Here is a 26217-nt window from a genome sequence, read left to right as displayed (position 1 = left end):
GATCACCCTCTCAGGTCGGCTACGCATCGTCGCCTTGGTGAGCCGTTACCTCACCAACTAGCTAATGCGCCGCGGGCCCATCTTATAGCGACAGCCGAGACCGTCTTTCAGTATTTCACCATGAAGTGAAATAGATTATTCGGTATTAGCCCCGGTTTCCCGGAGTTATCCCAAACTATAAGGTAGGTTGCCCACGTGTTACTCACCCGTCCGCCGCTAACGTCAAAGGAGCAAGCTCCTTCTCTGTTCGCTCGACTTGCATGTATTAGGCACGCCGCCAGCGTTCGTCCTGAGCCAGGATCAAACTCTCCATAAAAGAAATTTGATTAGCTCAAATTGTTTTGCTGGCATCATGTTTGATGTCCAAAATTTTGTTTCGTTCACCAACTCAAGGTTAGTTACTAAAAACTTTATTGATTACGTTTTGCTTGTTCAGTTTTCAAGGTTCATGTCGTTACTGTTTTCTCAACAGCAACTTTTATATAATACCATGTCTTTCGCTAGGTGTCAACAACTAATTTTCATTTAATTTAATTGTTTTTCAGTAGCTGTCTTAACGACTTGTATAATACTACACTCTTAATTTTAAAAGGTCAATACTTTTTCTGAAAAAACTTTATAGTTTTTCACTTCATCGAGAAACTTCCTATATAAAGGTTAAGAAAACAATTTAATATTAGACTCACAATCTGACGTTAATTTAATGTTTTATTGTTATATAAAATATAATCTTATCATAATTTCTATTAAAAAATTAATTGTTTTTCACTAAACAAAAAAACTCGGTATAGAAACCGAGTTTTTAAAATGGGAAGAAAAATGGAATTGCTAGCATCATGACAACAAACATAATAATCTGTAATGGTATTCCAATCTTCACAAAATCCATAAATTTATAACCACCAGCTGTCATCACAAGCGCATTTGTTGGGGAAGCAATTGGTGTGACAAACGCCATACTCGCTGCTACAGCAACAGCAATCATAAATGTCGTTGGACTTGCTTCCATTGCAATCGCGGCATTCATAGCAATTGGCGCGAACAAGACAGCAGTCGCCGTATTACTAATAAACTGTCCAAAAATAACTGTTAAAATATATACGCCAACTAGTACTCCATACGGTCCATAATCTCCAAGTGCATTAATGATACCATCGGATAAAATAACCATACCACCTGTTTTCTCCAATGCAGTCGCCATCGGAAGCATTGCAGCTACAAGCACAATACTTTCAAAATTCATATTGCTGTATGCGTCTTCCATATTTCGCAAACAACCTGTTAATATCATCAATACGGCACCAATCATAACGGAAATAACCGCAGGGAAAATTTCAAAAGCCATTAATACAATCATTAAAAGCATAATGACACCAGCAATACCAGCTTTACCCGTTGCTGCTGCGACACTCGCATGCTCTTTCGGCTGACCAACAACAACGACATCCTGCGTTTCCCTTGCAAGTAATAGAATTTCATCCCATTCACCTTGCACCAAAATGGCATCTCCAAATTTCAATTTATGCGTCACCATATCTTGTAATTTATAGCCGCCTCTACGATTAATGCCAATTATATTAAGATTGTATTTTTCTCGAAAGCCTAGGGTGCTAACAGTCTTATTAATAAAGCTCGAATTTGGCGTTAATAAGACTTCAGCAATACCAAGATGCTTCGATACCAATTCATCAGCCTCTCCTTCAACTAGTTCCTGCATCTCTAGACTATAATCCGAAGCAAAGCGACGAATATTTTCTTCCTCACCTTGGACATACAATTCATCTTTGGCATGTATCACACTCGTCGGACCTGCCATTTCTTGATATGTCATCGGTAAAAAATTGATGCCTTCTTGAGATCGTCGGTGAATTTTCATCATACAAAGTGCATATTTGGCCGGAAGCTTTAATTCTGCTAATGTTGCGTCAATAATCGACGAATCCTCTGGGACAAACACTTTAAACAAATGATTGTTTAAATCATATTGCTTAATAATTTTCTTTGGAGATAGTTTATAATCAGCTTTTGTTTGTGTACGATTTTTTTCACTTGGTAAAAGAATATTGCGTACGAGTACTAAATAGATAATACCGACTATCATTCCTACAATACCGATGGGTGTCACTTCGAAAAATCCTAGCTTATTATAGCCTCGATCTACTAATAACTGACTGACAATTAAATTTGTTGGAGAGGCAATTAATGTCATAAGCCCAGAAAGACTCGCAACATAAGAAAGTGGTAGCAAGAATTTCGAAGGACTTTCCTTCATACTAATGGCAATACTAACAACGATCGGCATCATTAAAGCTACAGTACCTGTATTACTCATAAAGGCACCTACCGTCCCTACAATAATGAGCAATAACACAAATAATTTCAGCTCACTATCACCTGACCATTTCAACAGTAATCGCCCTGCCATCCCTGCAAGTCCAGTGCGTAAAATTCCTGCGCCCACAACGAACAACCCTGCAATCATTAAAACTACAGAGTTCGAAAAACCAGCAAGCGCCTCTGTTGGCGTTAAAATATCTGTAATGACGAATGCTAGAAGCGACACAATCGCAACGAGATCTGCTCGTACTTTATTTGTCACAAATGCAAAAATTGTCGCTCCTAAAATAAGAAATGTTAATGTAAGCTGCACATCTAAGAATTCCTTTCTAATCATTAATCATTGTGATTTACTGAAGGTGATACGCATTTTTAATGGCTGCACCTCATGTTTGTTATCTCACTTTGATTTATTATATCTTACTAAGAACTACATATAGGAAAGTTCACCATCTTTTCGAAATAAAATATTCATCACCATAGCGTGAGGTTGATTTCCGTTCCGGCTGGGTGCTTTCCTGGGGGCGTCCGATGAGCCGCTTCACTCGCTTTGCTCGCTCCAGGGTCTCATCTGTGACGCTAATCCCCAAGGAGTCACCCAGCCTCCACTCCAATCAACTTATATAGCAATGTTTCAGCAAATGGTATACCAAACTTTTGTTAATAAAAATAAGTGCGGTATTAAACCACACTCTACTATCATGTATCAGCCATACTAGATTATTTTTGATAAAGTCTATGCTCTTTAATATAGTCATAACAAGCGCCGGGCAGTAGATATTTGGGTTCACCGCCCATTGCGAATTCTTCTCGAATATAGGTAGAGCTAATTTCCATTGCTAAACCTTTGTCAATTAAATGGAATCTTCCATCATCATGATTCCTTAAAATTGGAGAACGACTAATCGTTGATAGCATATCGATCCCATGCCTTGCCATTACAATAAATTTGTTCTCAGCTACTAACGCCTCTCCTTTTTTCCACAATCCTGCGCCAATATCAACTAATAAATCGGCTCCCATAATAAAATGAATGTCATCATTAGGGTGCTGTTCTCTAAAATATTTCATCGTATCATATGTGTAAATGTTCCAGCCTTCTTGCTCCATTTCATATGAATCTGCAATAAAACGTTCATCCTTAGTAATAGCCAGCTGCAGCATATTCCATCGATGAGAATTCTCTGTTTTTATCTCCTTGTCCTTTCGTTTGTTTGAACAAGGTAAAAAAATTACTTTATCTAATTTGCAACGATGTGCGACTGTGCTTGCAGTCCAAAGATGAACATTTGTAATTGGATCAAAGGACGATCCGTAAATTCCTATTCTCGCCATTATCTATCCCTCCATTCCTCTTCTCTTTTAGTTTCTTCCATTCATCATCTTCGTGACTTTTTCTTTAATTTCTTTAATTCTTGTCATTTTGTTATCCCAGCATGCTTGACTTAAATCAACAGGATACTCTTCTGGATTCATTGTTCGTTTGTATTCACTCCATAATAGATGTAAATTTTCTTCTACATATACTTGAATTTCTTGAAGTGTTGGTTCGTTGTAAAGAATAGATCCATTTACTACAATGTCTTGATGTAATTCTTTCGCTGTAAAATTCGTCACAAATTTGCTGATATAAGTATGAACTGGGTGAAACATTTTCAAGCGTTTTTCCTCTTGCGGGTTTTCATAGTCTAATGCAATATAATCCCCTTCAGCATGACCATTATCTTTATTAATAATTCTGTAGATATGTTTGCGGCCAGGTGTAGTTACTTTTTTGGGATTTCCAGAGACTTTGATGGTATCGACCATTTTCCCATTTTCATCTTCAATAGATACTAATTTGTACACTCCGCCAAGAGCTGCTTGATCGTAGGCTGTAATAAGCTTAGTTCCGATTCCCCATGTATCAATTTTTGCTCCTTGTGACTTCAAATTTATAATCGTGTATTCATCTAAATCATTCGATGCTATAATTTTCGCTTCAGTGAAACCAGCTTCATCTAGCATTTTTCTTGCTTTTTTTGAAAGATACGCTAAGTCTCCACTGTCCAAACGAATTCCTACAAAATTGATTTTATCTCCAAACTCCTTTGCGACCCGAATTGCATTAGGAACACCTGAACGCAACGTATCATACGTATCTACTAAGAAAACACAATCTTTATGTGTACTTGCATACTTTGTAAATGCAGTGTATTCATCGCGATATGCCTGTATCATGGCATGTGCATGAGTACCTGACACAGGGATGCCAAATAATTTTCCAGCTCTTACATTGCTAGTTGCAGAAAATCCGCCAATATAAGCCGCACGAGTTCCCCAAATGGCTGCATCAAATTCATGAGCCCGGCGAGTACCAAATTCCATCGCCACATCCATTCCAATCACTTGTTTAATGCGCGATGCCTTTGTTGCGATCAGAGTTTGGTAATTAACGATATTCAATAAAGGTGTTTCAATTAATTGAGCTTCTGCCAACGGAGCTTCAATTCGTAAAATAGGTTCATTGGCAAATACCAATTCACCTTCCTTCATTGCAGAAATAGTACCTGTAAATTTTAGACTTTGGAGGTATTTAAGAAATTCCTCTGAATATTTCCCTTCCTCACGTAAATATTGAATATCACTATTAGAAAAACCAAAGCTTTTGATAAACTCCATAATTTTTTTTAAGCCTGCAAATATCGCATAGCCATTACCGAACGGAAGTTGTCGAAAGTACAGTTCAAAAACCGCTGTTCTATGTTGAGTACCATCCTTCCAGTAAGTTTCTACCATATTTATTTGATATAAGTCCGTGTGCAACATTAAGCTATCGTCTGCATATTTCATTTCCTTGTCCTCCGTTTACATAATAGTAGCTTTGAGAGAATGCTCGAAATGTCCTAACGCCCACTCATGCCCTGCTTGATTAAAAGACGCCACTGCATTTTTATGAATAACAATGCTAAATCCTTTATTATAGGCATCTACCGCTGTATGAAGAACACAAATATCTGTACATACACCTATTAAATGCAGTTCAGTAATGCCTCTTTCACGCAATTTAATCTCTAAATCAGTTCCTGCAAATGCAGAATATCTTGTTTTATCCAAGTAGTAGACATGATTTAACTCTTTATTTTCTTCATATAGTTCTTTTAAGGAACCAAATAGTTCCCTACCCTCTGTGCCTCTAATATTATGAGGAGGAAAAAGCTTTGTTTCCGGGTGATAGCTATCATCTTTTTCATGAACATCAATGGCAAAAACCACAAAATCATCGTTTGAGATAAATTCCTTTGTTAGTTGTGTATTTGCCTCTTCCAATAGTTGCCCCGGTTTTCCGCAAGTTAGAGCTCCATCTGGTGCTACAAAATCCACTGTATAATCAATATTAATCAATGCACGTTTTTGCATATTCCATCACTCCATTTTCTTTTTTAATTAGTAATTGAATAATTACAAATTACTATATTGAAAAATTATCAGGAAAGACAGGTGCTTTCCTAATGATAAATTGACTCTACGATTTCGAAGTCATTAAAAGTATATAATTGCGACGGTCTAAATGAATTCCTTTTTGTTTTCTTTGGTTTACCTTCTTCATCTAATACTTTTTCAATAAAAGGTAACTTGGGGGCTTTTGTAAAGAACACAGAATCATTTGAAATGCGTGGATCATCCCCCACTGTTAATAAAACCCTCTGCAGTTCAGATAAAGTAAATTCTTTTGGTAAAAAGTTTTTAGCAACCGTTGTTTGTATCATATCTTTCTTAATAAACTCTAAAGCGTCTGAAATAATTTTTCGATGATCAAAGGCTAATTCGAGTTTAAACACTTCACTTATATCGAATAGCTCTACTTCTGCCGCATCATCATTGGCTTGACGCTGGTCAATGTACACTTCCGGAACGATTGCATAAAAGGCATTCGAAATCATCCAGCCTCGAGGATCACGCTCTATGTCATCGTAGACACCAAAGTGCTTAATGTGTAGACTGTCTACATTCGTTTCCTCCTTCAATTCTCTTTTAGCAGCTATATAAGCTGTTTCCCTTTTTGTCGCATCTACAAATCCACCGGGAAGCGCCCATTTTCCACCTTCGATATTCGGATTTCCTTCATGATCTTTTTCAGCTCGTTTAATCAACATGATTTTAAGCGTCATCATTGGAGGTGCTTTTTCCTCTACTTTTTCGGATGTTATTGTAAAAATTGCGATATCTGATGTATACCCATCAGGTGTTATATATTTAGAAGAATCATAATTCGCAAGAACTTCTTCTTGTGAACGATATTTTGTCATTTTAAGATAACTCCTTTGATACCATGTTTTGCAGGAATGATGATGAAGGTTTAGATAAAGCGTAATGCTTCAACTATATACGACTCCCTTAGAGAGCGAGTATTTGTTTTACTTCTTATGGTTTTCTCCTGCTCACACGGGTGTATAGGTAAAATTTTAGATCATCATCATAACGTGTGTGGTCGATTTCCGTTCCGGCTGGGCGCTTTCCTGGGGGCGTCCAGCCGGAACGGAAATCAACTTATATATGGCATATGTTTACCAAATATCATCTGGAAATTTGGACACTACTTCATTATATTTTCTATAAATCGCTATCAGTAATTTGCAATTCTTGAATTACTATTTAATAACATGATAACTTTTCCAGTTAACAATTTCAACTCTTTTAATAAAAAAGAAAAAATTCATTAAAAAAGCATAAACAAAGCATTTCTGTCTCATTTATGCCTTTCGTATTAATTAATTTACTAATTGATTTTTCAAAAGAATACCATCCTGTACGACAACTCGCCCATTTTTAATTACGGTATTCGTATGATTCATGCCATAGAAATATTGTAACTGCTTGTAATTGGCGACATCCAATATAATGACGTCAGCTTGTTTGCCCGCTTCAAGAGAGCCAATTTGATATCCACGGTTAAGTGCATATGCAGCATTAATAGTTGTCGCTGTTAACACTTCCTCTAGTGTCATGCCCATATGCATACAAGCTAAATTCATAATAAACGGCAGACTCATCGTTGGGGATGAGCCAGGATTAAAATCAGTTGATATAGCCACAGGTACCCCTTCATCAATCATTAGGCGCCCCCTTGCAAATGGCGCACGTAAGAAGAATGCTGTTCCAGGTAGCAACACGGCAATCGTGCCAGCTTCAGCCATTTTTTGTATACCTTCATCAGAAGCAACTAGTAAATGCTCCGCCGAAATTGCCCCTACTTCCGCTGCAAGCTCTGCTCCCTTATAAGGCTCAATTTCATCTGCATGAATTTTCGGTGTTAAACCCAACGCTTTCCCAGCCTCTAAAATACGTCGTGATTGCTCTGGCGTAAATACACCTTTTTCACAAAATACATCATTGAATTCTGCAAGATTTAGCTCAGCTACTTTCGGCAGCATGTCATGAATGACTACATCGACAAATTCATCTTCACTGCCCTTATAGTCACGTGGCACCGCATGCGCCCCCATAAAAGTACTAACGACATCAATGTCATGTTTGGCTTGCAATTCCTTAGCTACTTCAAGCTGTTTCTTTTCAGTTTCCCAATCCAAACCATAGCCTGATTTTGCCTCAACCGTTGTGACACCATGTTTTAAAAACACATCTAAATGATTCATAGTTTTTCCATATAAATCACCAAAGCTAGTTTCTCGAGTCCGCTTTGTTGTGGCATGAATCCCGCCACCCGCATTCATAATTTCCATATATGTGGCACCGTTGAGTCTCATATTAAACTCCTGCTCACGTGTACCTCCATGAACTAAATGCGTATGACAATCAACGAGACCCGGCATAACAACCTTACCTGAGGCATCAATAACCTCAGCCACTTTTACCAATTCAGGGAAGTCCGCCTCTAGCAGTGCAATTGGCCCTACTGCTATAATGCTATTTCTCTCCATTAAAACACTGCCGTTTTCCAGCACCGCGATGTCACGCATTTGTTCTTTTGTACGAGGACCTTGAACGGCACTTTTTAACGTGATCACTTCATTGGCGTTTTTGATTAAAATTGTCACTTCGCATCATCCTTTAGCATTGGTATACGCACACCTTTGTTCTTTGCTGTATTAATGGCAATTTCATAGCCAGCATCTGCGTGACGCACAACACCCATTCCTGGATCGGAAATTAACACTCGCCCAATCTTCTCAGCGGCTAGCTCAGAACCATCCGCTACTAACACTTGGCCAGCATGTTGAGAATAACCCATACCTACACCACCACCGTGATGCACACTTACCCAGCTAGCACCACTTGCTGTATTAACAAGTGCATTTAGAATTGGCCAATCTGATACTGCGTCAGAGCCATCAAGCATACCCTCTGTTTCACGATTTGGTGATGCAACAGAGCCTGAGTCTAGATGATCTCGACCAAAGACAATCGGTGCTGATAGCTCACCATTAGCAACCATTTCATTAACCTTCAATGCAAAACGATGACGATCACCATAGCCTAACCAGCAAATTCTTGCAGGTAACCCTTGCCATTTCACCATTTTTTGCGCCATATCAATCCAATTCACAAGACCTTCATCTTCAGCAAACATTTCTTTTGCAAGTGCATCTGTTTTATAAATGTCCTCAGGGTTACCCGAAAGTGCAGCCCAACGGAATGGCCCTTTCCCCTCACAGAATAATGGACGAATGTACGCCGGAACAAAGCCAGGGAAGTCAAAGGCATTCGTTACACCCATCTCTTTGGCATAAGCGCGAATATTATTACCGTAATCAAATACTTCTGCACCCGACTGTTGGAATTCCAGCATTGTGCGAACATGCTCAGCCATCGTCTCTTTTGCTCTTCGCTCATACGTTTTTACATCACTTTTACGCAGTTCAAGCGCTTCCCCAAACGTCATGCCATTTGGAACATAGCCATTTATCGGATCATGGGCAGATGTTTGGTCAGTTACAAAATCAGGGATAATTCCTCGGTTCAATAGCTCACGATTAACGTCTGCACAGTTGCCAACAAGGCCAATCGACGCAGGCTCTTTTTGGTCACGTAGTTTATTGACTAATTCAATAGCTTCATCTACTGTCTCCACAAGATAATCACAGTAGCCCTCTTTTATTTTACGTTCAATTCGAGCACGATCCACTTCGACTACTAAAATGACAGCGCCAGCCATTTTCCCAGCTAAAGGCTGTGCACCACTCATGCCACCCATACCACCTGTAAGGATGAATTTGCCTCGTAAATCTGCTGTGCCAAATACTTTTTTGCCCGCCTCTACGAATGATAAATATGTTCCTTGTAAAATCCCTTGTGCACCAATATAAATCCAGCTACCAGCCGTCATTTGACCGTACATCATTAAATCGCGGTCCTCTAACTCATAAAAATGCTCCCAATTTGCCCACGCTGGTACTAAATTAGAATTCGCAATTAATACACGTGGTGCATGTTCATGCGTACGGAATACAGCTACCGGTTTTCCTGATTGAATAAGAAGTGTTTCATCATTCTCCAATTCTTTTAATGACGCAATAATTTGCTCATAGCTTTCCCAATTACGTGCCGCTTTACCGATCCCACCATAGACGATTAGCTCATCTGGATTTTCTGCTACTTCAGGATCTAGATTGTTCATTAACATACGCATTGCAGCTTCCTGCGTCCAATCCTTACAATTTAGTTCATTTCCACGTGGTGCACGAATATTTGTTTTAACTACCATTAAAAACACGCTCCTTTAAAATAGTAAAAATGCTATTGGTGTTACGATGATTAAAGTTAATACGACACGCTCAAACCAAATGAGTAAAATTTGGCGCAATGTCAATGGAATTTCAGATGATAAAACAAGTGGAATAACGGCTGAAAAGAACAGAACTGCCGATATCGATACGACCGCCACAATAAATTTCGTCACAAGTGCTGCCTGTGTGACAACAAGTGCTGGTAAAAATACTTCTGCTAACGATAATGACAGCGCTTTCGCTGCTAAATATGGTTCTGGAACTTGTAACACATATGTGAATGGTACAAAAATATACGCAAACCAATCAAAAATTGGTGTATATGTTGCAAGTACAAGCCCTAGTAGACCAATTGATAGAATCGATGGAATAACTCCCATCGCCATAATGAAGCCATCCTTTAAATTCGCCCATAAAACTTTAGATAAAGGTGGATTTTGCTCAACTGCATCCATCGCTTGACGCCATGCTTCTTTAAAACGGTCCTTCTTTACAAGCTTTTCTGGCATCGGCGTCGCGCCCTTGTAGTATTCATCCTTCATTGAACGAAGTGGATAAATACGCGCTGTTAACGCAGTGACCACAAATGTTACAACGAGCGACACCCAGAAAAACGCATTCCAATGCTGCATGATATCCAGCGTACTCGCAATGACAACCATAAACGTTGCAGATACAGTCGAGAAACCTGTTGCAATAATCGCGGCTTCCTTCGCTGTATAGCGACCTTCCATATAAACACGATTCGTTAAAAGTAAGCCAACCGAATAACTGCCAACAAATGAGGCAACCGCATCCACTGCTGAACGTCCAGGTGTTTTAAAAATAGGCTTCATAAACGGCTGTGTTAAAACACCGATATATTCAAGCAACCCATAGCTTACTAGAAGTGCTAAAAACAAAGATCCTATCGGGATTAGTATCCCTACCGGCTTAATAAGCTTCTCCAGTAAATACGGACCAATACTTTCATTTGCTAGCCATGCAGGTGCTATATTAAAAATTAATAAAATCCCGGCAACCATACCGCCCACTTTAAAAATTGACAATACAATATTGACGATCGACTTATTCCACTTCTTCGTAAGGAATGGATGAACCGCTCCACCTACAAGCATTATGAGTACATATGCAGTTACAAGTAATGGTGCTTCGGTGCGAATAAAATTCACGATGTGATCAATTAAAATTGTATTCTTACCTTGCCATTCAAACGATACAAAGAAACTGAATATTCCGACTAAACTACATACAATCATCTTCATAGCGGAGGAGACTCGGAATTGCGAGTCTTGCCTCAGCTCTTGTTGTTGAAATTCCATCCTATTCCTCCTCGACCGTTAAATAGAATTCCCAGTCAATCCGGACAAGTTGAAAGATTTGTCGGATTTCTTATAGGAAGTTATCATCTTAAGGATTACATATACTCATTTAATAGAACATCACTCGTTAATAAATACTGTGAAAGCGCTTCAATTTCATCGCCAATTGGTTGATCTGCTAACAGCGGCGGGCAAAATTCACGCACTTTTTCTAAAAACTTTCGCGTTGTTGGAGATAACTGCTCTTCTGCCTTATCTAAATGGATAGCCTGCGATGCACAAATCAATTCTATTGCAATGACACGAGCGGCATTGTGTACGATTTGACGTACTTGGCGAGCAGATGTTGTACCCATGCTCACATGATCCTCTTGGTTCCCTGATGTCGGTATAGAATCCACACTTGAAGGATGTGCCAATACTTTGTTTTCGGATACAATAGAGGCTGCTGTATATTGAGCAATCATTAGTCCACATTCAATACCAGGATTTGTCGCTAAAAATGGAGGCAAACCTTCATTAAGCTGTGGATTAACCATGCGTTCTGTACGTCGCTCCGAAATATTAGCCCATTCACATACACCGACTTTTAAAAAGTCCATTGCTAATGCAATTGGTTGACCGTGGAAATGCCCACCAGACAATACTTCTCCATTTTCTAAAACAATCGGATTATCTGTCGTTGCATTCATTTCAGTTTGCACACGCTCCTGAGCATAGAAAAATGACTGCCATGAAGCACCATGCACTTGTGGAATGCAACGTAGTGAATAGGCATCCTGCATACGGATTTCACCTTGCTTTGTCACACGTTTACTTCCATCAAGCCACTTACGGATTCGTCCACCAACAAGCTCTAATTCCGGGTGTGGTCTTACTGCCAAAAGCGCTGGATCAAATGCGGAAGTAATCCCCTTTAGTGCCTCAAGCGTTAAACTTGCTGCCATATCTGCTGCTAGCCCCATACGCTCTGCCTCGTTCACTGTTAAAACTCCTATACCCGTCATCGCTTGTGTACCATTTACAAGCGCTAGCCCTTCCTTAGCTTGTAGTCGGACAGGCGTTAGCCCAGCTTGCTGTAACGCCGCACTGCCGCTCATAACCTCTCCATTAAACTCCGCCTTACCTTCGCCTACTAGCACTAAAGCCAAATGTGATAACGGCGCTAAATCCCCACTTGCTCCAACTGAACCTTGAGACGGTACAATCGGATGTACTCCCTTATTAATAAAATCCAATAGTAGCTGCACCGTTTCCAGACGAATCCCTGAAAAACCACGAGCTAAAGCATTGGCACGTAAAACCATCATGGCACGTACAACATCTGTTGGAAACGGCGCACCAACACCTGTTGCATCTGAGCGCAATAAATTTAACTGTAAAAGTTCAATGTCTTCCTCTTCAATCTTTATATTACTTAGCTTTCCAAAGCCTGTATTTACACCATATATCGTTTGCCCCTCAGCTAAACGTTTTTCAATTTGTTCCCTACTTAAACGTATACGCTCCACACTGTCTAGAGAAAGCGCTACCGTGGCATGACCGTCTACAATTTCCCCTATTTGCTGTCTTGTTAATGTATTGCCATCGAGCTCGATAATAGACTTCATAATAATGACATCCCCCTGTTTCCTTAGAGCTATGTAAAAATGCTTTTAATCAATTTCGCTATCGCTACAAAAGATAAATAACAATAACACTAACTACATTGTACTAACTACCTTTTTCAGAAAATAGGGAATTTTAAAAGAGAAAACATGAATTATTTCAGAATTTTTGTTATTTTAATAATATAATAGTATTTTTTTATGAAACTAGATAATTTTAAGGAGGTTTACACTTTTGAAATTGTTATTAATTGACAGAGATTCCACTGACCTTTCGGGAATTCGCTGGTTTTTACATACATATTTCCCTGGCGATGTAACTATAGAAATAGGTACAACTATTAATGAGGCACTTCATAGTATCCAGCACTTCGAGCCTGAGGTGATACTGCTAAACATTGACCTATTCTCGAATAATCGTTTAACAGCACTTTATCGTGTTTTACAAAAACATTCAGGTACTATTTTAGCTATGACGACAGAGCCATTGTTTAAAAATGCATTAAAGGCAATCGATTTACAGGTCGCACATCTCTTCGTTAAACCAATTGATTTAGAAGTATTAAAGCAAAAGCTCACCGCTATTTCCCTTCGGACACCCAAAGCAGAAGCAGTGTATCAAGAAGCTACAGATGAATCTTTTTACTATCAACTATTTTTAGATAGTAAAACTAGTTCCCTAGAGACAAATATACATTTCACAATGATCGAGCCTGAGCATTCTGAAATGTTTAACAAACTATACAACTGGCTTCAGCAAACTCCTATTTATTCTAGTATGAGGATTTATCCTTTATCAGAAAGAATTGTTTGTTTATTCCAAACAAATGATTTAGAGAAGGATGTTCGTACATTAATGAAGGAATGGCGATTAACAAATAATAGCTCTTTAAATATTGGGGTTTATGATGGAGACCCGACCACCATGAAGAATATGTATACCTTAACGAAACGTGCACTTCATCAAAGCTTTTACGAAGGCTATGGACATATTTTTTATGCGAGCAAACAATTGGAAACACAGCCCTTCGATCCATTGTTAACACCTGAAGAGCAGCAATTACTAATAAGTAGTTTAGAGGACGGAAATATTGAAGCCGTCAAAGCATTTTTATATCGACTATCTAATGAAGGAATTTATTACAAGCAAGATGACTTACGTATTCACCTAACGAGTGTTTTGGCGCAAATTCGACGCTTTATGCTGAAGTATAAATTACATGAGAAAGCTGCAATTGAGCAAAATTATCGTCAGCTTTTTCATTTAATTATTGAACATCCTATATTTTATACCATTCTAAATGGCATTATCTCATTTACACAAAGGCTGATTGAATTAGCTAATGAGGCACGAATGGAAAAACGGGCTGACTATGTAGAACTAGCCATAGAAATTATCGACCAGCAATTTCAGGATAGTGGGTTATCTTTACCTTACGTTGCCCATAAATTAGGGATTAGTCCTAATTATTTAAGTACGATTTTTTCTAAGAAGCAAGGCCTGCCATTTAAACGCTACCTACAGCAAGTCCGAATTCAAAATGCCACAAAGATGCTTGTAGAAACAGATTTTGCTATTAGTGAAATTGCCTATTTAAATGGTTTCGATGATTCGAATTACTTCATTAAAATTTTTAAACAGCACATCGGAATTACTCCCCATCGTTATCGTAAAACGTAAAAAGGCACATCAACGTCATGGGGTTGATTTTCGTTCCAGCTGGGCGCTTGTGTGAAAGTGTAGCGGATGAAGGCTTTATCTTCGCGGGATCTCATCGATAACGGATTCCCAAGAAGTGCCCCACAGCCACCGTAATTAAGTATTTTTTCAATTATCATATCCCATTTTCAATAAGAATATATAAACAAAGGAGTTCATTTTAATTTCTTTTATTTTTAAGTAATTCTCGAAAATGTTTAAAAAACTTAATTAGTGGTAAAAGTTATTCATAAACCTTTTAAATCTAGCATATATTTATAGTTTATATCTTAATGTAAAAATTCTTTAACAATAATCATTATAATTTACTAGCAATTCTAGTTTGTGTTTGTTATAGTTATTGATGAAGAGTTTGACTCACAATTTTTCTTCAGGAGGTAAACTAATATGACAAATGAAAATGATCGTAGCCGTCGATTTACAACAGCAGGTGGCGCTCCAGTAGTAAGCAACCACGATTCAATGTCAGCAGGTCCTCGTGGTCCTCTATTACTTCAGGATGTATGGCTAGTTGAGAAATTAGCGAACTTCAACCGTGAAGTTATTCCTGAACGTCGTATGCACGCTAAAGGTTCAGGTGCATTCGGTACTTTCACTGTAACGCATGATATTACTAAATATACAAAAGCAAAAATCTTCTCAGAGATTGGGAAAAAGACTGAAATGTTTGCACGCTTCTCCACAGTTGCAGGTGAGCGTGGTGCAGCGGATGCTGAGCGCGATATTCGTGGCTTCGCACTTAAGTTCTATACTGAAGAAGGTAACTGGGATTTAGTTGGTAACAACACACCTGTATTCTTCTTCCGTGATCCTTTACACTTTACAGATTTAAACCACGTGGTAAAACGCGATCCACGTACAAATATGAAAAACGCTAATTCAAACTGGGATTTTTGGACTTCATTACCAGAGGCACTTCACCAAGTAACAATCGTTATGTCTGATCGTGGTATTCCGGCTGGATACCGCAATATGCACGGTTTCGGTTCTCACACTTATAGCTTTATTAATGAAGAAAATGAGCGCGTATGGGTTAAATTCCATTTCAGTACAGAGCAAGGTATTAAAAACTTATCTGGTGCTGAGGCTGCTGAAGTGATTAGTAACGACCGCGAATCTTCACAACGCGATCTATATGGAGCAATTGAAAAAGGCGATTTCCCTAAATGGAAAATGTCCATTCAAGTAATGACAGAGGAACAAGCTCGCAAATTACCATATAACCCATTTGATTTAACGAAAGTATGGTATAAAAAAGACTTCCCATTAATTCCTGTAGGTGAATTCGAGTTAAACAAAAACGCGGACAACTACTTTGCGGAAGTTGAGCAAGCTGCATTTGCACCATCTAACATTATCCCTGGTATTAGCTTCTCGCCAGATAAAATGTTACAAGCTCGTATCTTTGCGTATGCAGATGCACAACGCTACCGTTTAGGTGTGAACCACTACATGCTTCCTGTAAACGCACCAAAATGTCCATTCCGTACGTTCCACCGCGATGGTGCTATGCGTTTCGATGGTAATCTTGGTTCAACTTTAGGCTATGAACCAAATAGCTATGGTGAATGGGAGCATAATTTAGACTACAAAGAGCCTGAATTACGTATTGACGGTAATGCTGGTATCCACGACTTCCGTGAAGACGACAACAACTACTTCGAGCAGCCGGGTAAATTATTCAGCCTAATGACTGCCGAAGAGCAACAACGCCTATTCGAAAATACTGCTAATGACATGGCGTCAGTTGAAGAGTTCATCAAACGTCGCCATATCCTGCACTGCTATTTAGCTGATCCAGCATATGGTGAAGGTGTAGCAAAAGCTATGGGTCTTTCATTAGAAGGTATGGATCTTTCAAACCCATACGTAAAACAACCAACTAACGTCTAATTTTCCACTATTATTGATATCCAAATCCAACTTTTTACTCCATGTGAAGGGCAACTTCACATGGAGTTTTTTTTATCTTAATGACTAAAAAAGAGGCTGGGACAAAAGTGTTTCAGCCAACAAAAATACCGAACTATCCAATGAAACGCTCATGAAGTGTTTCAAAATAGTTCGGTTTTTCTATTTATCGTTTTTTGTTAATTTAGAGATTATTCGGCTTTATGAAGGAACCATTTAGTTATGTCCCAGCCTCGCTCTAATAATTATTGATAAATTTGACTGCCTGCCTTTTTAAATTCCTCGGCTTTCTCCTGCATACCTTTGTGGATTGCTTCAGTCGTATTTAAGTCACTATCTTTTGCATAATTACGAATATCCTGTGAGATTCTCATACTACAAAACTTAGGTCCACACATTGAACAGAAGTGCGCAGTTTTTGCCCCTTCTGCAGGCAACGTTTCATCATGATATTCGACTGCACGCTCTGGATCAAGCGATAGGTTGAATTGATCGCGCCAGCGGAATTCAAAGCGTGCCTTAGATAGTGCATCGTCACGCTGCTGTGCTCCCGAATGTCCTTTCGCTAAATCTGCCGCGTGTGCAGCAATTTTATACGTAATAACCCCTACACGAACATCCTCACGATTTGGTAAGCCGAGATGCTCTTTAGGCGTTACATAACATAGCATTGCCGTACCATACCAACCAATCATCGCAGCACCAATGGCCGATGTAATATGGTCATAGCCAGGCGCGATATCTGTTGTCAGTGGCCCTAAAGTATAAAAAGGAGCTTCCTTACACACCTCTAACTGCTTATCCATATTTTCTTTAATAAGATGCATTGGTACATGCCCTGGTCCTTCTACCATCACCTGGACATCATGCTTCCAGGCGATTTGCGTTAATTCCCCTAACGTTTCTAGCTCCGCAAACTGAGCCTCATCATTTGCATCTGCAATAGAACCAGGACGTAAACCATCACCTAAAGAGAAGGCAACATCATAGGTTTTCATAATTTCGCAGATTTCTTCAAAATGAGTATATAAGAAGCTTTCTTGATGGTGATATAAACACCACTGTGCCATAATCGAGCCTCCTCGAGACACTATGCCTGTTACACGATTGGCCGTTAATGGCACATAGCGTAGCAATACCCCTGCATGAATCGTGAAGTAATCGACACCTTGTTCAGCCTGTTCGATTAACGTATCACGATACACCTCCCACGTTAAATTCTCTGCCACACCATTTACTTTTTCTAGCGCTTGATAAATTGGCACCGTTCCTACCGGCACCGCGGCATTACGGATAATCCATTCACGTGTCGTATGAATATGTTTACCGGTAGATAAATCCATAATGTTATCAGCACCCCAGCGTGTAGCCCATGTCATTTTTTCTACCTCTTCTGCAATAGAGGATGACACCGCTGAATTTCCAATATTGGCGTTAATTTTTACGTGGAAGTTACGTCCAATAATCATCGGCTCTGCCTCAGGGTGATTAATATTAGCTGGCAAAATAGCACGTCCTGCCGCGATCTCTGAGCGCACAAATTCTGGGTCCATATTTTCGCGAATCGCTACAAATTCCATTTCTGGAGTAATAATTCCCTTTCGTGCATAGTGAAGCTGTGTTACATTTTTACCTTTCTTCGCACGCAAAGGCTTCCTAGATAAATCCGGAAAAACATTTTCATTCATTCGTGGATCATCAGCTTTGCGGAAACCATTATCTTCTGGCTTGATAGTACGACCTTCGTATTCTTCAACGTCACCTCGTTCTTTGATCCATGCACTACATAAAGCTGGCAATCCTTTTGTAATATCCACCTTATGTGCAGGATCAGTGTACGGGCCGCTCGTATCATAAACACGTACTGGTGCATTTTCCTCTTCACCAAAGCTTCCTGTCGTAGGACTTAGAGCAATTTCACGCATTGGCACTAAAATATCTGGTCTAGAACCTTCTACGTAAACTTTTTTACTTCCTTCAAAACTTGACATAATCGTAATATTCTTGTCGCTAACTGTTGTCATAAACTACTTCGCTCCCTTTTACTTTTATCCAAGGACCGAATCTAGCTCACCCCACAAAAACAAAAAGCCGAATCCAAAAAAATTTGGATCCGGCTAAGAATGTAAAGGTAAAGTTATTGCAAATAACGTAGAGTGCAATAATGGTTAACTTTCCCACGCTGGTATGAGCCAGATCAGGTCCAAAGGGTCAAGAAACCTCTATGCGTTTCCCTCTCAGCCTGACTCATCAGACTCCCCTAGTTAATGCTATTAAGTTTGATGCTAGTGTAGCAGATATTGCTAAGAGATGGAAGCTTCATTTGAATATTTTTGTGTCATCATCATACGTGTGGTTGATTTCCGTTCCGGCTGGGCGCTTTGTTGCTGTCGCTTCGCTTTCGCACAGATAAAACATTTGTTGCTGTCGCTTCGCTTTCGCACAGAGCAAAGCTTCCTGGGGGCGCCCGATGAGCCGCTTGGGCCAACATGATGTTGGTCACGAAGGCGTTATCACAGGACGTGATGCCCTTAGCCTTTGTTCCCCTACTTGCTCGCTCCAGGGTCTCATCTGTGGCGCTAATCCCCAAGGAGTCGCCCAGCCTCCACTCCAATCAACTTATTTACATGGCATACGTTTTAAAAAGTATAATCCCTAACTTTTGGTGATTAGCCTATTTTTAAAAATCAGAAGAAAAACCGCTTACTCCAGATGGGCTGTCACTCTATCTTATTCCGAATAACATCCAGCTGTTAGGTAAACAACAGTTCCGCTACGTAAATCACGATCGTCACTGTAATACAGCTCACAATCGTTGAAAATAATACTGTTTGTGCAGCAGTTGCCGATTCTACGTCATATTCTAATGCCAGACTAGAACTATTTCGCGATGTTGGAAACGAACTAGCTATAAAAAGTGATTGTGCCACGACACCGTCAAGGCCAAGCGCATAAATGATCAGCAATGCTACGGCTGGCCCTATGACTAGTCGTGTAAAACAGCTAATGAATACCATTTTATTGAACATGGATTTGATTTCAAGCTGTGATAGTTGTGCCCCTAAAGTTATTAATGCTACAGCGATGAAGCCATCTGCCACATGGTCTATTGGAATTCTTACAAACTGCGGAATAGCGATATTAAAATAGTTCATTGCTACACCAATAATAAGTGCATGAATAATAGGCATTTTGAGGAAGTCTTTCACAATAGACATGCCCGATTTTGTTGAAGAAATTAAATTGTACAAGCCGTAAGTATAGGTCGTCATATTTTGAAATATGACGAGAATGACCTGAATTGCTACTCCAATCGGCTGGGTCACGAAAATCATTTGTGCAACCGGAATACCGTAGTTACCCGAATTAATTAGGACAACACTATTTTTAAACACCGCCGCCTCTGTTTTTACTAAGCCGAGTCCCTTTGCTAGAAAGTGACTAAGCACCATTTGGCTTCCGATAAAGAGTAAAATAAATAACGCAACTTCTCCAAGTACAGTCAGCTCTATACTCGTTTCATATATATTCACAAAAACAGCCGCTGGCATGAAGCAATATGTAATAAGTTGAGATAACGCCTTTAAATTAAAGCGAAATTTCTTTTGTAAAACTGCGCCAAGTACTAGAAGCACTAAAATTGGAGCTACAATTTTAAAAAAAATCATACCGAGATACATCATAGCGTGTCCCCTTTCCTCTCCTATAGTAGGGCTGTTTTTATACTTGGTCAATGTACTTCACCATTAACTCATAGCCCTTTACGAAGCACTTTTAGCCCAACGCCTTTTATCATAAATGAACAAAAAGACCGCCTCATATTGAAGCAGTCTTTCTCTGGAAGAAGTTAAACAAGCTTAAATCGATTAACGACCGCTTGTAATTCTTTTGAAATTTCGTTCATATTATTGATGGACTCTGCAACCTTTTGTAGTTCCGCTTGTTGGTCAATAGCAGATGCACTTACCTGTTCTGCAGATGCAGCAGTCTCCTCAGAAATAGCAGAAATACTTTGGATTGCCATAATCGCTTGATTTTTATGCTCTAACATATGAGAAAGTTTAGCCATTAACTCACTAATTGACGTTGCAATAGAACTAGAAAGCTCACTATTGTCTTTAAACGCAACCTCAGTGCTTTGTACTGACTCATTTTGAGCTTGTATTAAGCCCGCGTTTGAGGCAATGACAGCTACCGTTTGCTGAGAATTTTCAAGAATGCTATCTACCGTTTGCTTAATAATATCTGTTTCATTTCTAGATTGCTCTGCTAGCTTTCGTACCTCTTCAGCGACAACTGCAAAACCTTTACCATGTTCGCCAGCACGTGCAGCTTCTATGCTTGCATTTAAGGCTAATAAATTTGTTTGCTCAGTAATACCCTGAATAGACGCTATAATATGATTGATATTGGCAATATTAGACGCCAATGACTCCATTTGCTGCTGAATACGTCCATTCATTACATTCGTTTCTGAGTTACGTTCACGTAAGCTTTCGACTTCTTTCATTCCTTCGTCTGTAGTTGTTTTCGTTTTTTTCGATAGCTCATCCATTTCATTTGAAAGCGTTGTAATAGCATCAATTTGATCGGATAAATCTATCATTCGATAATTAGTTTCTTCTGTATCCTCAGATTGCTTTGATGCCCCCTGCGCAATTTCATTAATAGCTACCGAAACCTCTTGACTTGAAGCAACTATTTCATTAAACGCCTCATGAACATAATTTGATGATTGATTGAGTAATGTCGTAGCATTCAGCACGGTTTGAATGGCGCTATTCGTTTGATCTAACATATTATTATAAGCTAATGCAACAGCACCAATCTCATCAGACTTAATATATTTCTCATCCACTTTTTGAGTTAAATCTCCATCTGCCGCCGTTTCAATAGAAGTGCGTAAAAACTTTAATGGCTTCAGTAATTTATAGATAAACAATGCACTAGCAACGGCCATTAATACAATTATAATAATTGACGCTATGATGGTAAAAGTAAGCACATGATTATAGGTTTCTAATATTTTGGATTTTGGTAGCACTAATTGTACAGTCCATGTTTCATCAATCTCATCTAAATTCATCGGAGCAAAAACGTTAAATGAATTTTCCTTAAGCTCTTTGGAATCCAAATACATACTTTTTAGCTCGCCACTATCCATTGTTTGTTTAATACTTGTCCAGTCCAAATTATCCTGCATATTTAATCCTTTTAATGACTCACCAAAGCTATTTGCAGTTAAAACTCCATTATTAGTAATAATAGCTGCATAGCCACCATCTGGCTTTACGGACTCTGTCAATCCCTTTAAATAGTCAATAGCTATATCAGCCGTCAATGTGCCAAAAAACGATCCGGAAGCATCGACTAACGGAACAGCAATCGTTGTCATTTGTACTGTTTGTCCGTTGATATTATATTCGTACGGTTCCGTTAGGACGGATCTTCCTTCTTCTTTCGGTATCCAATACCACTCGGAAATACTCTTGTCGTCGATGCTTTCAAGAGACGTCGTTGTTATTCCATTTCCATCCTTATTTAAATAAGGTATAAAGCGTTTTTTTGAATCTACTAAAGTAGCATTTATTGTTGGCTCTATATTTGTGGAGTTCTGTTCAAAAACAGCTCCTACACCAAGTAAATCTTCATTATTAGTTAAGTTAGTTTCCATCATTTTTATTATGTCTTCTGCAGAAAGTTTACCTTTTTTCTCCATATCCTCGACTATACGTTTCATCGTCAGTAAAGTCGTGTTTACTTTATTAAAGCGTTCACTCATCTTTGCTGCCGAATATTCAGCAGTTTTCAATGTTGCACTTTCTGCATCATCAACACTTTGACTCTTTAAAATAACACCTACAATAACCGTATATGTAATAAATAACACTAAAAATAAACCTATAATTAAAGCAGATAGCTTTAAAGCGATACTCCTAGACTTCCCCATCACAACACCCCATTTTTATACATAATGATAATAGATGGAAGGTTTTATCACAATAAGAAATTTATCGAATTAAGTAGAATTTTACGGATTTACAGAGAATTTAAATGTATATATCCCAAAAATTCAAACCATATAAAAAAGGACTAATTACCCATCAATTTTTGAATATCCGGCAAAACATACCTATTATATACTAAAATATTGAAATATATGATATATTATCTATAAAACACTGAGATTGGAGTGATTAACTTGAAGAATAAAGCGTTATCGACTTTTATGGCAACAGCAATTACAGCAACCTTAGTTTTGCCAGTATCACCTGCAAACGCCGCTTCAAATGATTCCTCTTTAAACCACTCAATTCAAATTGATGGGCAGGTAGCTGCAGCCAAAGCAAAGGGGCAAACCGTTACCATTAACAACATCACTAAAGATAAAGTACTTACATCCAATGGCCAACTTAAAATTAGTCAGTCGCTGAAGCCCCTTTTTAAATCAGCGAATAGCACTGCATTGAAGAATGCTGAAGCTACTATTGTCGTAAAAAACGGGGAAATTACGAGCGTTACAGAACTATCATTAACTAAAGCTGGCACAAGCAATAAAGCGGTATATTTTGATGGCGGTGACGCGCAAATTGAAGGAAGCCTAACTGTGAATGCGGATTACGTAAAGGTTCAAAATGTAACTATTAAAGATGAGCTTATTGTAACTAATCGTGTGAAGAAAGCCATTACAATTGATGACGTTACTATCGGGGATACAATTACTTTTAAGCCTTTATTGACTAGAAATATTAATTGGTTAAATGTTTCCCTAAAAGATATTAAATCTCCAAACATTAACTTGGAGCGCACTAAAGTAAATGTGACTTCTGACAAAGCTATTTCAAAAATCGATGTAGTTGGTAAAGTTACAGCATTTGAAGTTACAGCCAATGTTGATAAGCTTACAATCGATGTTGAGAAAGATTTTAGCCTTTACGGAGAAGGTAAAATTGAGCGAGTGATTGTCAAGCACGGGGCAAAGGTGGCATTAGATTCAGGACATCTAATTAACAAGGTGCAGGTGGATGATAAAAATGCCTCTGTGATATTACCTGTGGTGAATAAAAATGAGCTTAGTAATTTAGTAGCTATACCTCCGTACGTTGCCGTATCCGTTAATGGATACGACGTTTTAACAACTGAAAAATGGACGACACAGGCTGAACGTACAGCATTCGAATCTGCCGTAAGCAGTGCAAGAGCAGTAGCTAATAATTCCAACGCCTCTCAAGAACAAGTAAACAATGCTATTACACAATACAGAATTGCATTAACCGTTTATCAAGCTGTGCAAAAAAGCGGAACAAAATATGTTTATGGCGATAAGTCTTCATTACAATCGACGATTAATTCTATACAGTATGTAACGGTTTCTTGGAACAATGGTAATGATGTAGCATCATATGTACCTTGGACGACGCAAAGTGAGAAGGATGCTCTTACCTCTGCCGTTTCATCGGCTCAGTACGTTGTAAATCATATCTATGCTACGCAGTCTGATATCACGAACGCTATTAGCAATTTAAACTACGCTATCACAGTTTATAAAAATGCTCAAAAATATGGCACTTATCAATATAATGCTGATCGATCTGCCCTTTTATCACTTATTAACTCTGTTCAGTATGTAACCGTTTCTGTGAATGGATCTGAACTAGCCTCCAATGTAATTTGGACGACGCAAAGTGAAAAAGACGCTCTAGTTTCTGCTGTTTCATACGCACAAAGCATTGCAAATAATGGCTCATCATCTCAGTCAGATATTTCGTCTGCATATAATTATTTATATAGTGCCATTTCAACATATAGAGGTAATTATAAATCCGGTGTGAATTATCGAAATTACGTTGATAAATCTTGGCTAACATCACTCATTAATTCTGTTCAGTATGTGAAGGTTTCTGCGAATGGGGATGGCTCTGATATCGCCTATTATGAATGGTGGACAACAGAACGAGAAAAACGGGACCTAAAAAAAGCAGTTGAACACGCCCAATCTGTTGTTAATAACTCCTATGCTTCTTCGTACGAGGTGACAGATGCTATTAACAGTTTAGACAAGGCCATCAAAATCTATAAAGATGTCCAACGTCCAGGTAAACAATAAAAATTGAAAGGACTCGGCACAATGCCGAGTCCTTTCATGTTGATGAAAAACAACTATTGTATGAATAAAATTAAGTTGTCCTATTAAATATACTATTGTTCTTCAATCTCATATAAAATCAAATCTCAACCCAAAATATCTACCGATGAAATCATACTCATTTTTCTCCAGTCTTTATACCATTCTTCAATTTCCTCTCTAGGCTCCATCGCTAATTGCTCCTGCAGCATTTTTTTTAACAGCCAATATTGCTCCTCTACTGCAGCAACGTTGTTCAGTAAATCATAGAGCTTCATCAAGGTGAAATAGCTTTCTTCTTCATCAGGTGAAAATAATTGAACTTTTTCTTGCACCTTCACAGCAGCTTGATAGTCTTTATTTTTTATATAGAACTCACTTAATTGCTGAGCATGGCGCAACCACAATCGTCTTAGTCGCTCTTTTTCACTTTCTGACCATATATAACCATCATCACCTAAATAATGGCCTGTATAAGCTTGGAATACACACTCATACTCCTCTATCGTTCCCTGATCAAGTGGAGGCAAAGATTTTAATTGAGTTAGCCATTGCTCTACATCGATTACCACATTTTCTAGCAATACTTTATAGCCTGAATTTAGTAATGGACTAGAGATCTTCACACCATCTAGTCCATAATTTTTTAAAGTTTGTCGGACGTTGTAAATAGCTGTATATAGCTGTTTGGAGGCCTTATCTATATCAGATTCTGGCCAAAACAACTCCAAAATAGTGTCTCGATAAATTATTTCATTGCGATGGCTAAGCATATAAGTAAACAATCCTTTTGCTTTCGATGTACGCCATTTCATTAATTGTGTAGTACCATCAGGCGTAACCACCTTCAGGCCCCCTAATAGCTGAATCGTTTTTTGCTTAGTTGGAATTGGTGGATTTTTTTCGATAATCCGTTGTAGTCGTTCCAATGCTTTATGCAAACGAGGCTTTTGCACAGGCTTTAATAAATAATCTATAGCATGCAAATTGAAAGCATCTATAGCATATTGGTCAAATCCTGTAGTAAAAACAATTTCTACGTTTGGCAATAGTTCTTGAATTTTTTCCCCGAGCGCAAGTCCATCCATATTAGGCATTACTATATCTAAAAATACAACATCAGGTTGTAAACTTTGTATTTGAGCAATCGCTTCTAAAGAATCTGTATAATCTCCAACTATGTCAATTTCCGGGATACTACTTTTTTCAATTAAGGTTTTTAGTCTCATTAATGGCAAATATTCATCATCGACTATTACAATTCTCATAACATCCCCTCCTAAAAAGCTAGTCATACCATTAATATCGTTCATTTATATTAATATTTGATAAAAAACATTACTTTTGAAGGAGTTTTTGAGAATCTGTCGAAAAATATCATCTATGATAAAAACAAAAACTCTTTCAAAAAAAATAAAAATTTTCCTGATTGCTAGTATATTCTTTACCTTGCTTACATTACTGCGAT

The 26217-nt window shown here is 38.5% G+C and carries 16 protein-coding genes, 1 rRNA gene and 1 riboswitch; of the genes, 3 read left to right on the top strand and 14 right to left on the bottom strand.

Features of this window, described 5'->3' with window-relative positions; translation table 11 throughout:
* The 10 genes from ACQKOF_RS13510 to hutH form a co-directional block, all read right to left on the bottom strand.
* Window positions 1-316, bottom strand: a 16S ribosomal RNA gene (locus ACQKOF_RS13510); the annotation flags it as partial.
* A gap of 486 nt (window positions 317-802) precedes the next feature.
* Window positions 803-2674, bottom strand: coding sequence for an SLC13 family permease (locus tag ACQKOF_RS13505; protein ID WP_427557767.1), 1872 nt, complete (start codon window positions 2672-2674; stop codon window positions 803-805).
* Window positions 2675-3057: 383 nt separating this feature from the next.
* Entirely contained in the window at window positions 3058-3672 is a 615-nt protein-coding gene (nadD, locus tag ACQKOF_RS13500; protein WP_427557764.1) for a nicotinate (nicotinamide) nucleotide adenylyltransferase, read from the bottom strand.
* A 27-nt stretch (window positions 3673-3699) separates the two neighbouring features.
* Window positions 3700-5169, bottom strand: coding sequence for a nicotinate phosphoribosyltransferase (locus ACQKOF_RS13495; protein ID WP_427557761.1), 1470 nt, complete (start codon window positions 5167-5169; stop codon window positions 3700-3702).
* A 15-nt stretch (window positions 5170-5184) separates the two neighbouring features.
* Window positions 5185-5736 (bottom strand): cysteine hydrolase family protein, encoded by a 552-nt coding sequence (locus ACQKOF_RS13490; protein WP_427557759.1) that lies wholly within the window; start codon window positions 5734-5736, stop codon window positions 5185-5187.
* 89 nt (window positions 5737-5825) lie between these two features.
* Window positions 5826-6626, bottom strand: a complete 801-nt coding sequence (locus tag ACQKOF_RS13485; RefSeq protein ID WP_427557756.1) for an NUDIX domain-containing protein — start codon at window positions 6624-6626, stop codon at window positions 5826-5828.
* Window positions 6627-7088: 462 nt separating this feature from the next.
* Complete coding sequence (gene hutI / locus ACQKOF_RS13480) at window positions 7089-8375, bottom strand: imidazolonepropionase (RefSeq protein ID WP_427557753.1); 1287 nt, start codon at window positions 8373-8375, stop codon at window positions 7089-7091.
* Window positions 8372-10042 (bottom strand): urocanate hydratase, encoded by a 1671-nt coding sequence (hutU, locus tag ACQKOF_RS13475; protein WP_427557751.1) that lies wholly within the window; start codon window positions 10040-10042, stop codon window positions 8372-8374. The genes hutI and hutU overlap by 4 nt, the downstream gene beginning before the upstream one ends.
* A gap of 15 nt (window positions 10043-10057) precedes the next feature.
* Window positions 10058-11386 (bottom strand): YjiH family protein, encoded by a 1329-nt coding sequence (locus ACQKOF_RS13470; protein WP_427557748.1) that lies wholly within the window; start codon window positions 11384-11386, stop codon window positions 10058-10060.
* Between the two features lie 95 nt (window positions 11387-11481).
* Entirely contained in the window at window positions 11482-12996 is a 1515-nt protein-coding gene (gene hutH / locus ACQKOF_RS13465) for a histidine ammonia-lyase (protein ID WP_427557746.1), read from the bottom strand.
* Between the two features lie 232 nt (window positions 12997-13228).
* Between hutH and ACQKOF_RS13460 the strand changes: the two genes are divergently transcribed.
* Together ACQKOF_RS13460 and ACQKOF_RS13455 are read left to right on the top strand one after the other, a co-directional pair.
* A complete protein-coding gene (locus ACQKOF_RS13460) occupies window positions 13229-14674 on the top strand; it encodes a helix-turn-helix domain-containing protein (protein WP_427557744.1) in 1446 nt (481 codons plus the stop codon).
* A gap of 426 nt (window positions 14675-15100) precedes the next feature.
* On the top strand, window positions 15101-16606 hold the full coding sequence (locus ACQKOF_RS13455; RefSeq protein WP_427557741.1) for a catalase: 1506 nt from the start codon (window positions 15101-15103) through the stop codon (window positions 16604-16606).
* A 263-nt stretch (window positions 16607-16869) separates the two neighbouring features.
* On the opposite strand, the gene thiC is transcribed toward ACQKOF_RS13455, so the two are convergent.
* The 3 genes from thiC to ACQKOF_RS13440 form a co-directional block, all read right to left on the bottom strand.
* The gene (gene thiC / locus ACQKOF_RS13450; protein WP_427557738.1) at window positions 16870-18648 is read right to left on the bottom strand and encodes a phosphomethylpyrimidine synthase ThiC; all 1779 of its coding nucleotides are present in this window, start codon (window positions 18646-18648) and stop codon (window positions 16870-16872) included.
* Window positions 18649-18781: 133 nt separating this feature from the next.
* A riboswitch (TPP riboswitch) is annotated at window positions 18782-18896 on the bottom strand.
* Between the two features lie 481 nt (window positions 18897-19377).
* On the bottom strand, window positions 19378-20307 hold the full coding sequence (locus tag ACQKOF_RS13445; RefSeq protein ID WP_427557735.1) for an AEC family transporter: 930 nt from the start codon (window positions 20305-20307) through the stop codon (window positions 19378-19380).
* A 164-nt stretch (window positions 20308-20471) separates the two neighbouring features.
* Window positions 20472-22574 carry a methyl-accepting chemotaxis protein gene (locus tag ACQKOF_RS13440; protein WP_427557732.1) on the bottom strand — a complete coding sequence of 701 codons (2103 nt, stop codon included), beginning with the start codon at window positions 22572-22574 and terminating at the stop codon, window positions 20472-20474.
* Window positions 22575-22826: 252 nt separating this feature from the next.
* Between ACQKOF_RS13440 and ACQKOF_RS13435 the strand changes: the two genes are divergently transcribed.
* Entirely contained in the window at window positions 22827-24731 is a 1905-nt protein-coding gene (locus tag ACQKOF_RS13435; protein WP_427557729.1) for an S-layer protein, read from the top strand.
* Window positions 24732-24856: 125 nt separating this feature from the next.
* Here the strand turns inward: ACQKOF_RS13435 and ACQKOF_RS13430 are convergent, their stop codons facing one another.
* Entirely contained in the window at window positions 24857-26017 is a 1161-nt protein-coding gene (locus ACQKOF_RS13430; RefSeq protein ID WP_427557727.1) for a response regulator, read from the bottom strand.
* Window positions 26018-26217 lie beyond the last annotated feature (200 nt).

The sequence above is a fragment of the Lysinibacillus sp. NPDC093190 genome, from assembly GCF_050280425.1.
Taxonomy (GTDB): domain Bacteria; phylum Bacillota; class Bacilli; order Bacillales_A; family Planococcaceae; genus Lysinibacillus.
This window is presented reverse-complemented; position numbering and strand designations above follow the sequence as displayed.

Bases quoted from the DNA above. Each gene is read 5' to 3' on its own strand.
- ACQKOF_RS13455 (WP_427557741.1), top strand. From the start codon at position 15,101: ATGACAAATGAAAATGATCGTAGCCGTCGATTTACAACAGCAGGTGGC.
- ACQKOF_RS13490 (WP_427557759.1), bottom strand. From the start codon at position 5,736: ATGCAAAAACGTGCATTGATTAATATTGATTATACAGTGGATTTTGTA.
- ACQKOF_RS13430 (WP_427557727.1), bottom strand. From the start codon at position 26,017: ATGAGAATTGTAATAGTCGATGATGAATATTTGCCATTAATGAGACTA.
- thiC (WP_427557738.1), bottom strand. From the start codon at position 18,648: ATGACAACAGTTAGCGACAAGAATATTACGATTATGTCAAGTTTTGAA.
- hutH (WP_427557746.1), bottom strand. From the start codon at position 12,996: ATGAAGTCTATTATCGAGCTCGATGGCAATACATTAACAAGACAGCAA.
- ACQKOF_RS13470 (WP_427557748.1), bottom strand. From the start codon at position 11,386: ATGGAATTTCAACAACAAGAGCTGAGGCAAGACTCGCAATTCCGAGTC.
- hutU (WP_427557751.1), bottom strand. From the start codon at position 10,042: ATGGTAGTTAAAACAAATATTCGTGCACCACGTGGAAATGAACTAAAT.
- ACQKOF_RS13505 (WP_427557767.1), bottom strand. From the start codon at position 2,674: ATGATTAGAAAGGAATTCTTAGATGTGCAGCTTACATTAACATTTCTT.
- ACQKOF_RS13445 (WP_427557735.1), bottom strand. From the start codon at position 20,307: ATGATGTATCTCGGTATGATTTTTTTTAAAATTGTAGCTCCAATTTTA.
- nadD (WP_427557764.1), bottom strand. From the start codon at position 3,672: ATGGCGAGAATAGGAATTTACGGATCGTCCTTTGATCCAATTACAAAT.
- ACQKOF_RS13495 (WP_427557761.1), bottom strand. From the start codon at position 5,169: ATGAAATATGCAGACGATAGCTTAATGTTGCACACGGACTTATATCAA.
- ACQKOF_RS13440 (WP_427557732.1), bottom strand. From the start codon at position 22,574: ATGGGGAAGTCTAGGAGTATCGCTTTAAAGCTATCTGCTTTAATTATA.
- ACQKOF_RS13485 (WP_427557756.1), bottom strand. From the start codon at position 6,626: ATGACAAAATATCGTTCACAAGAAGAAGTTCTTGCGAATTATGATTCT.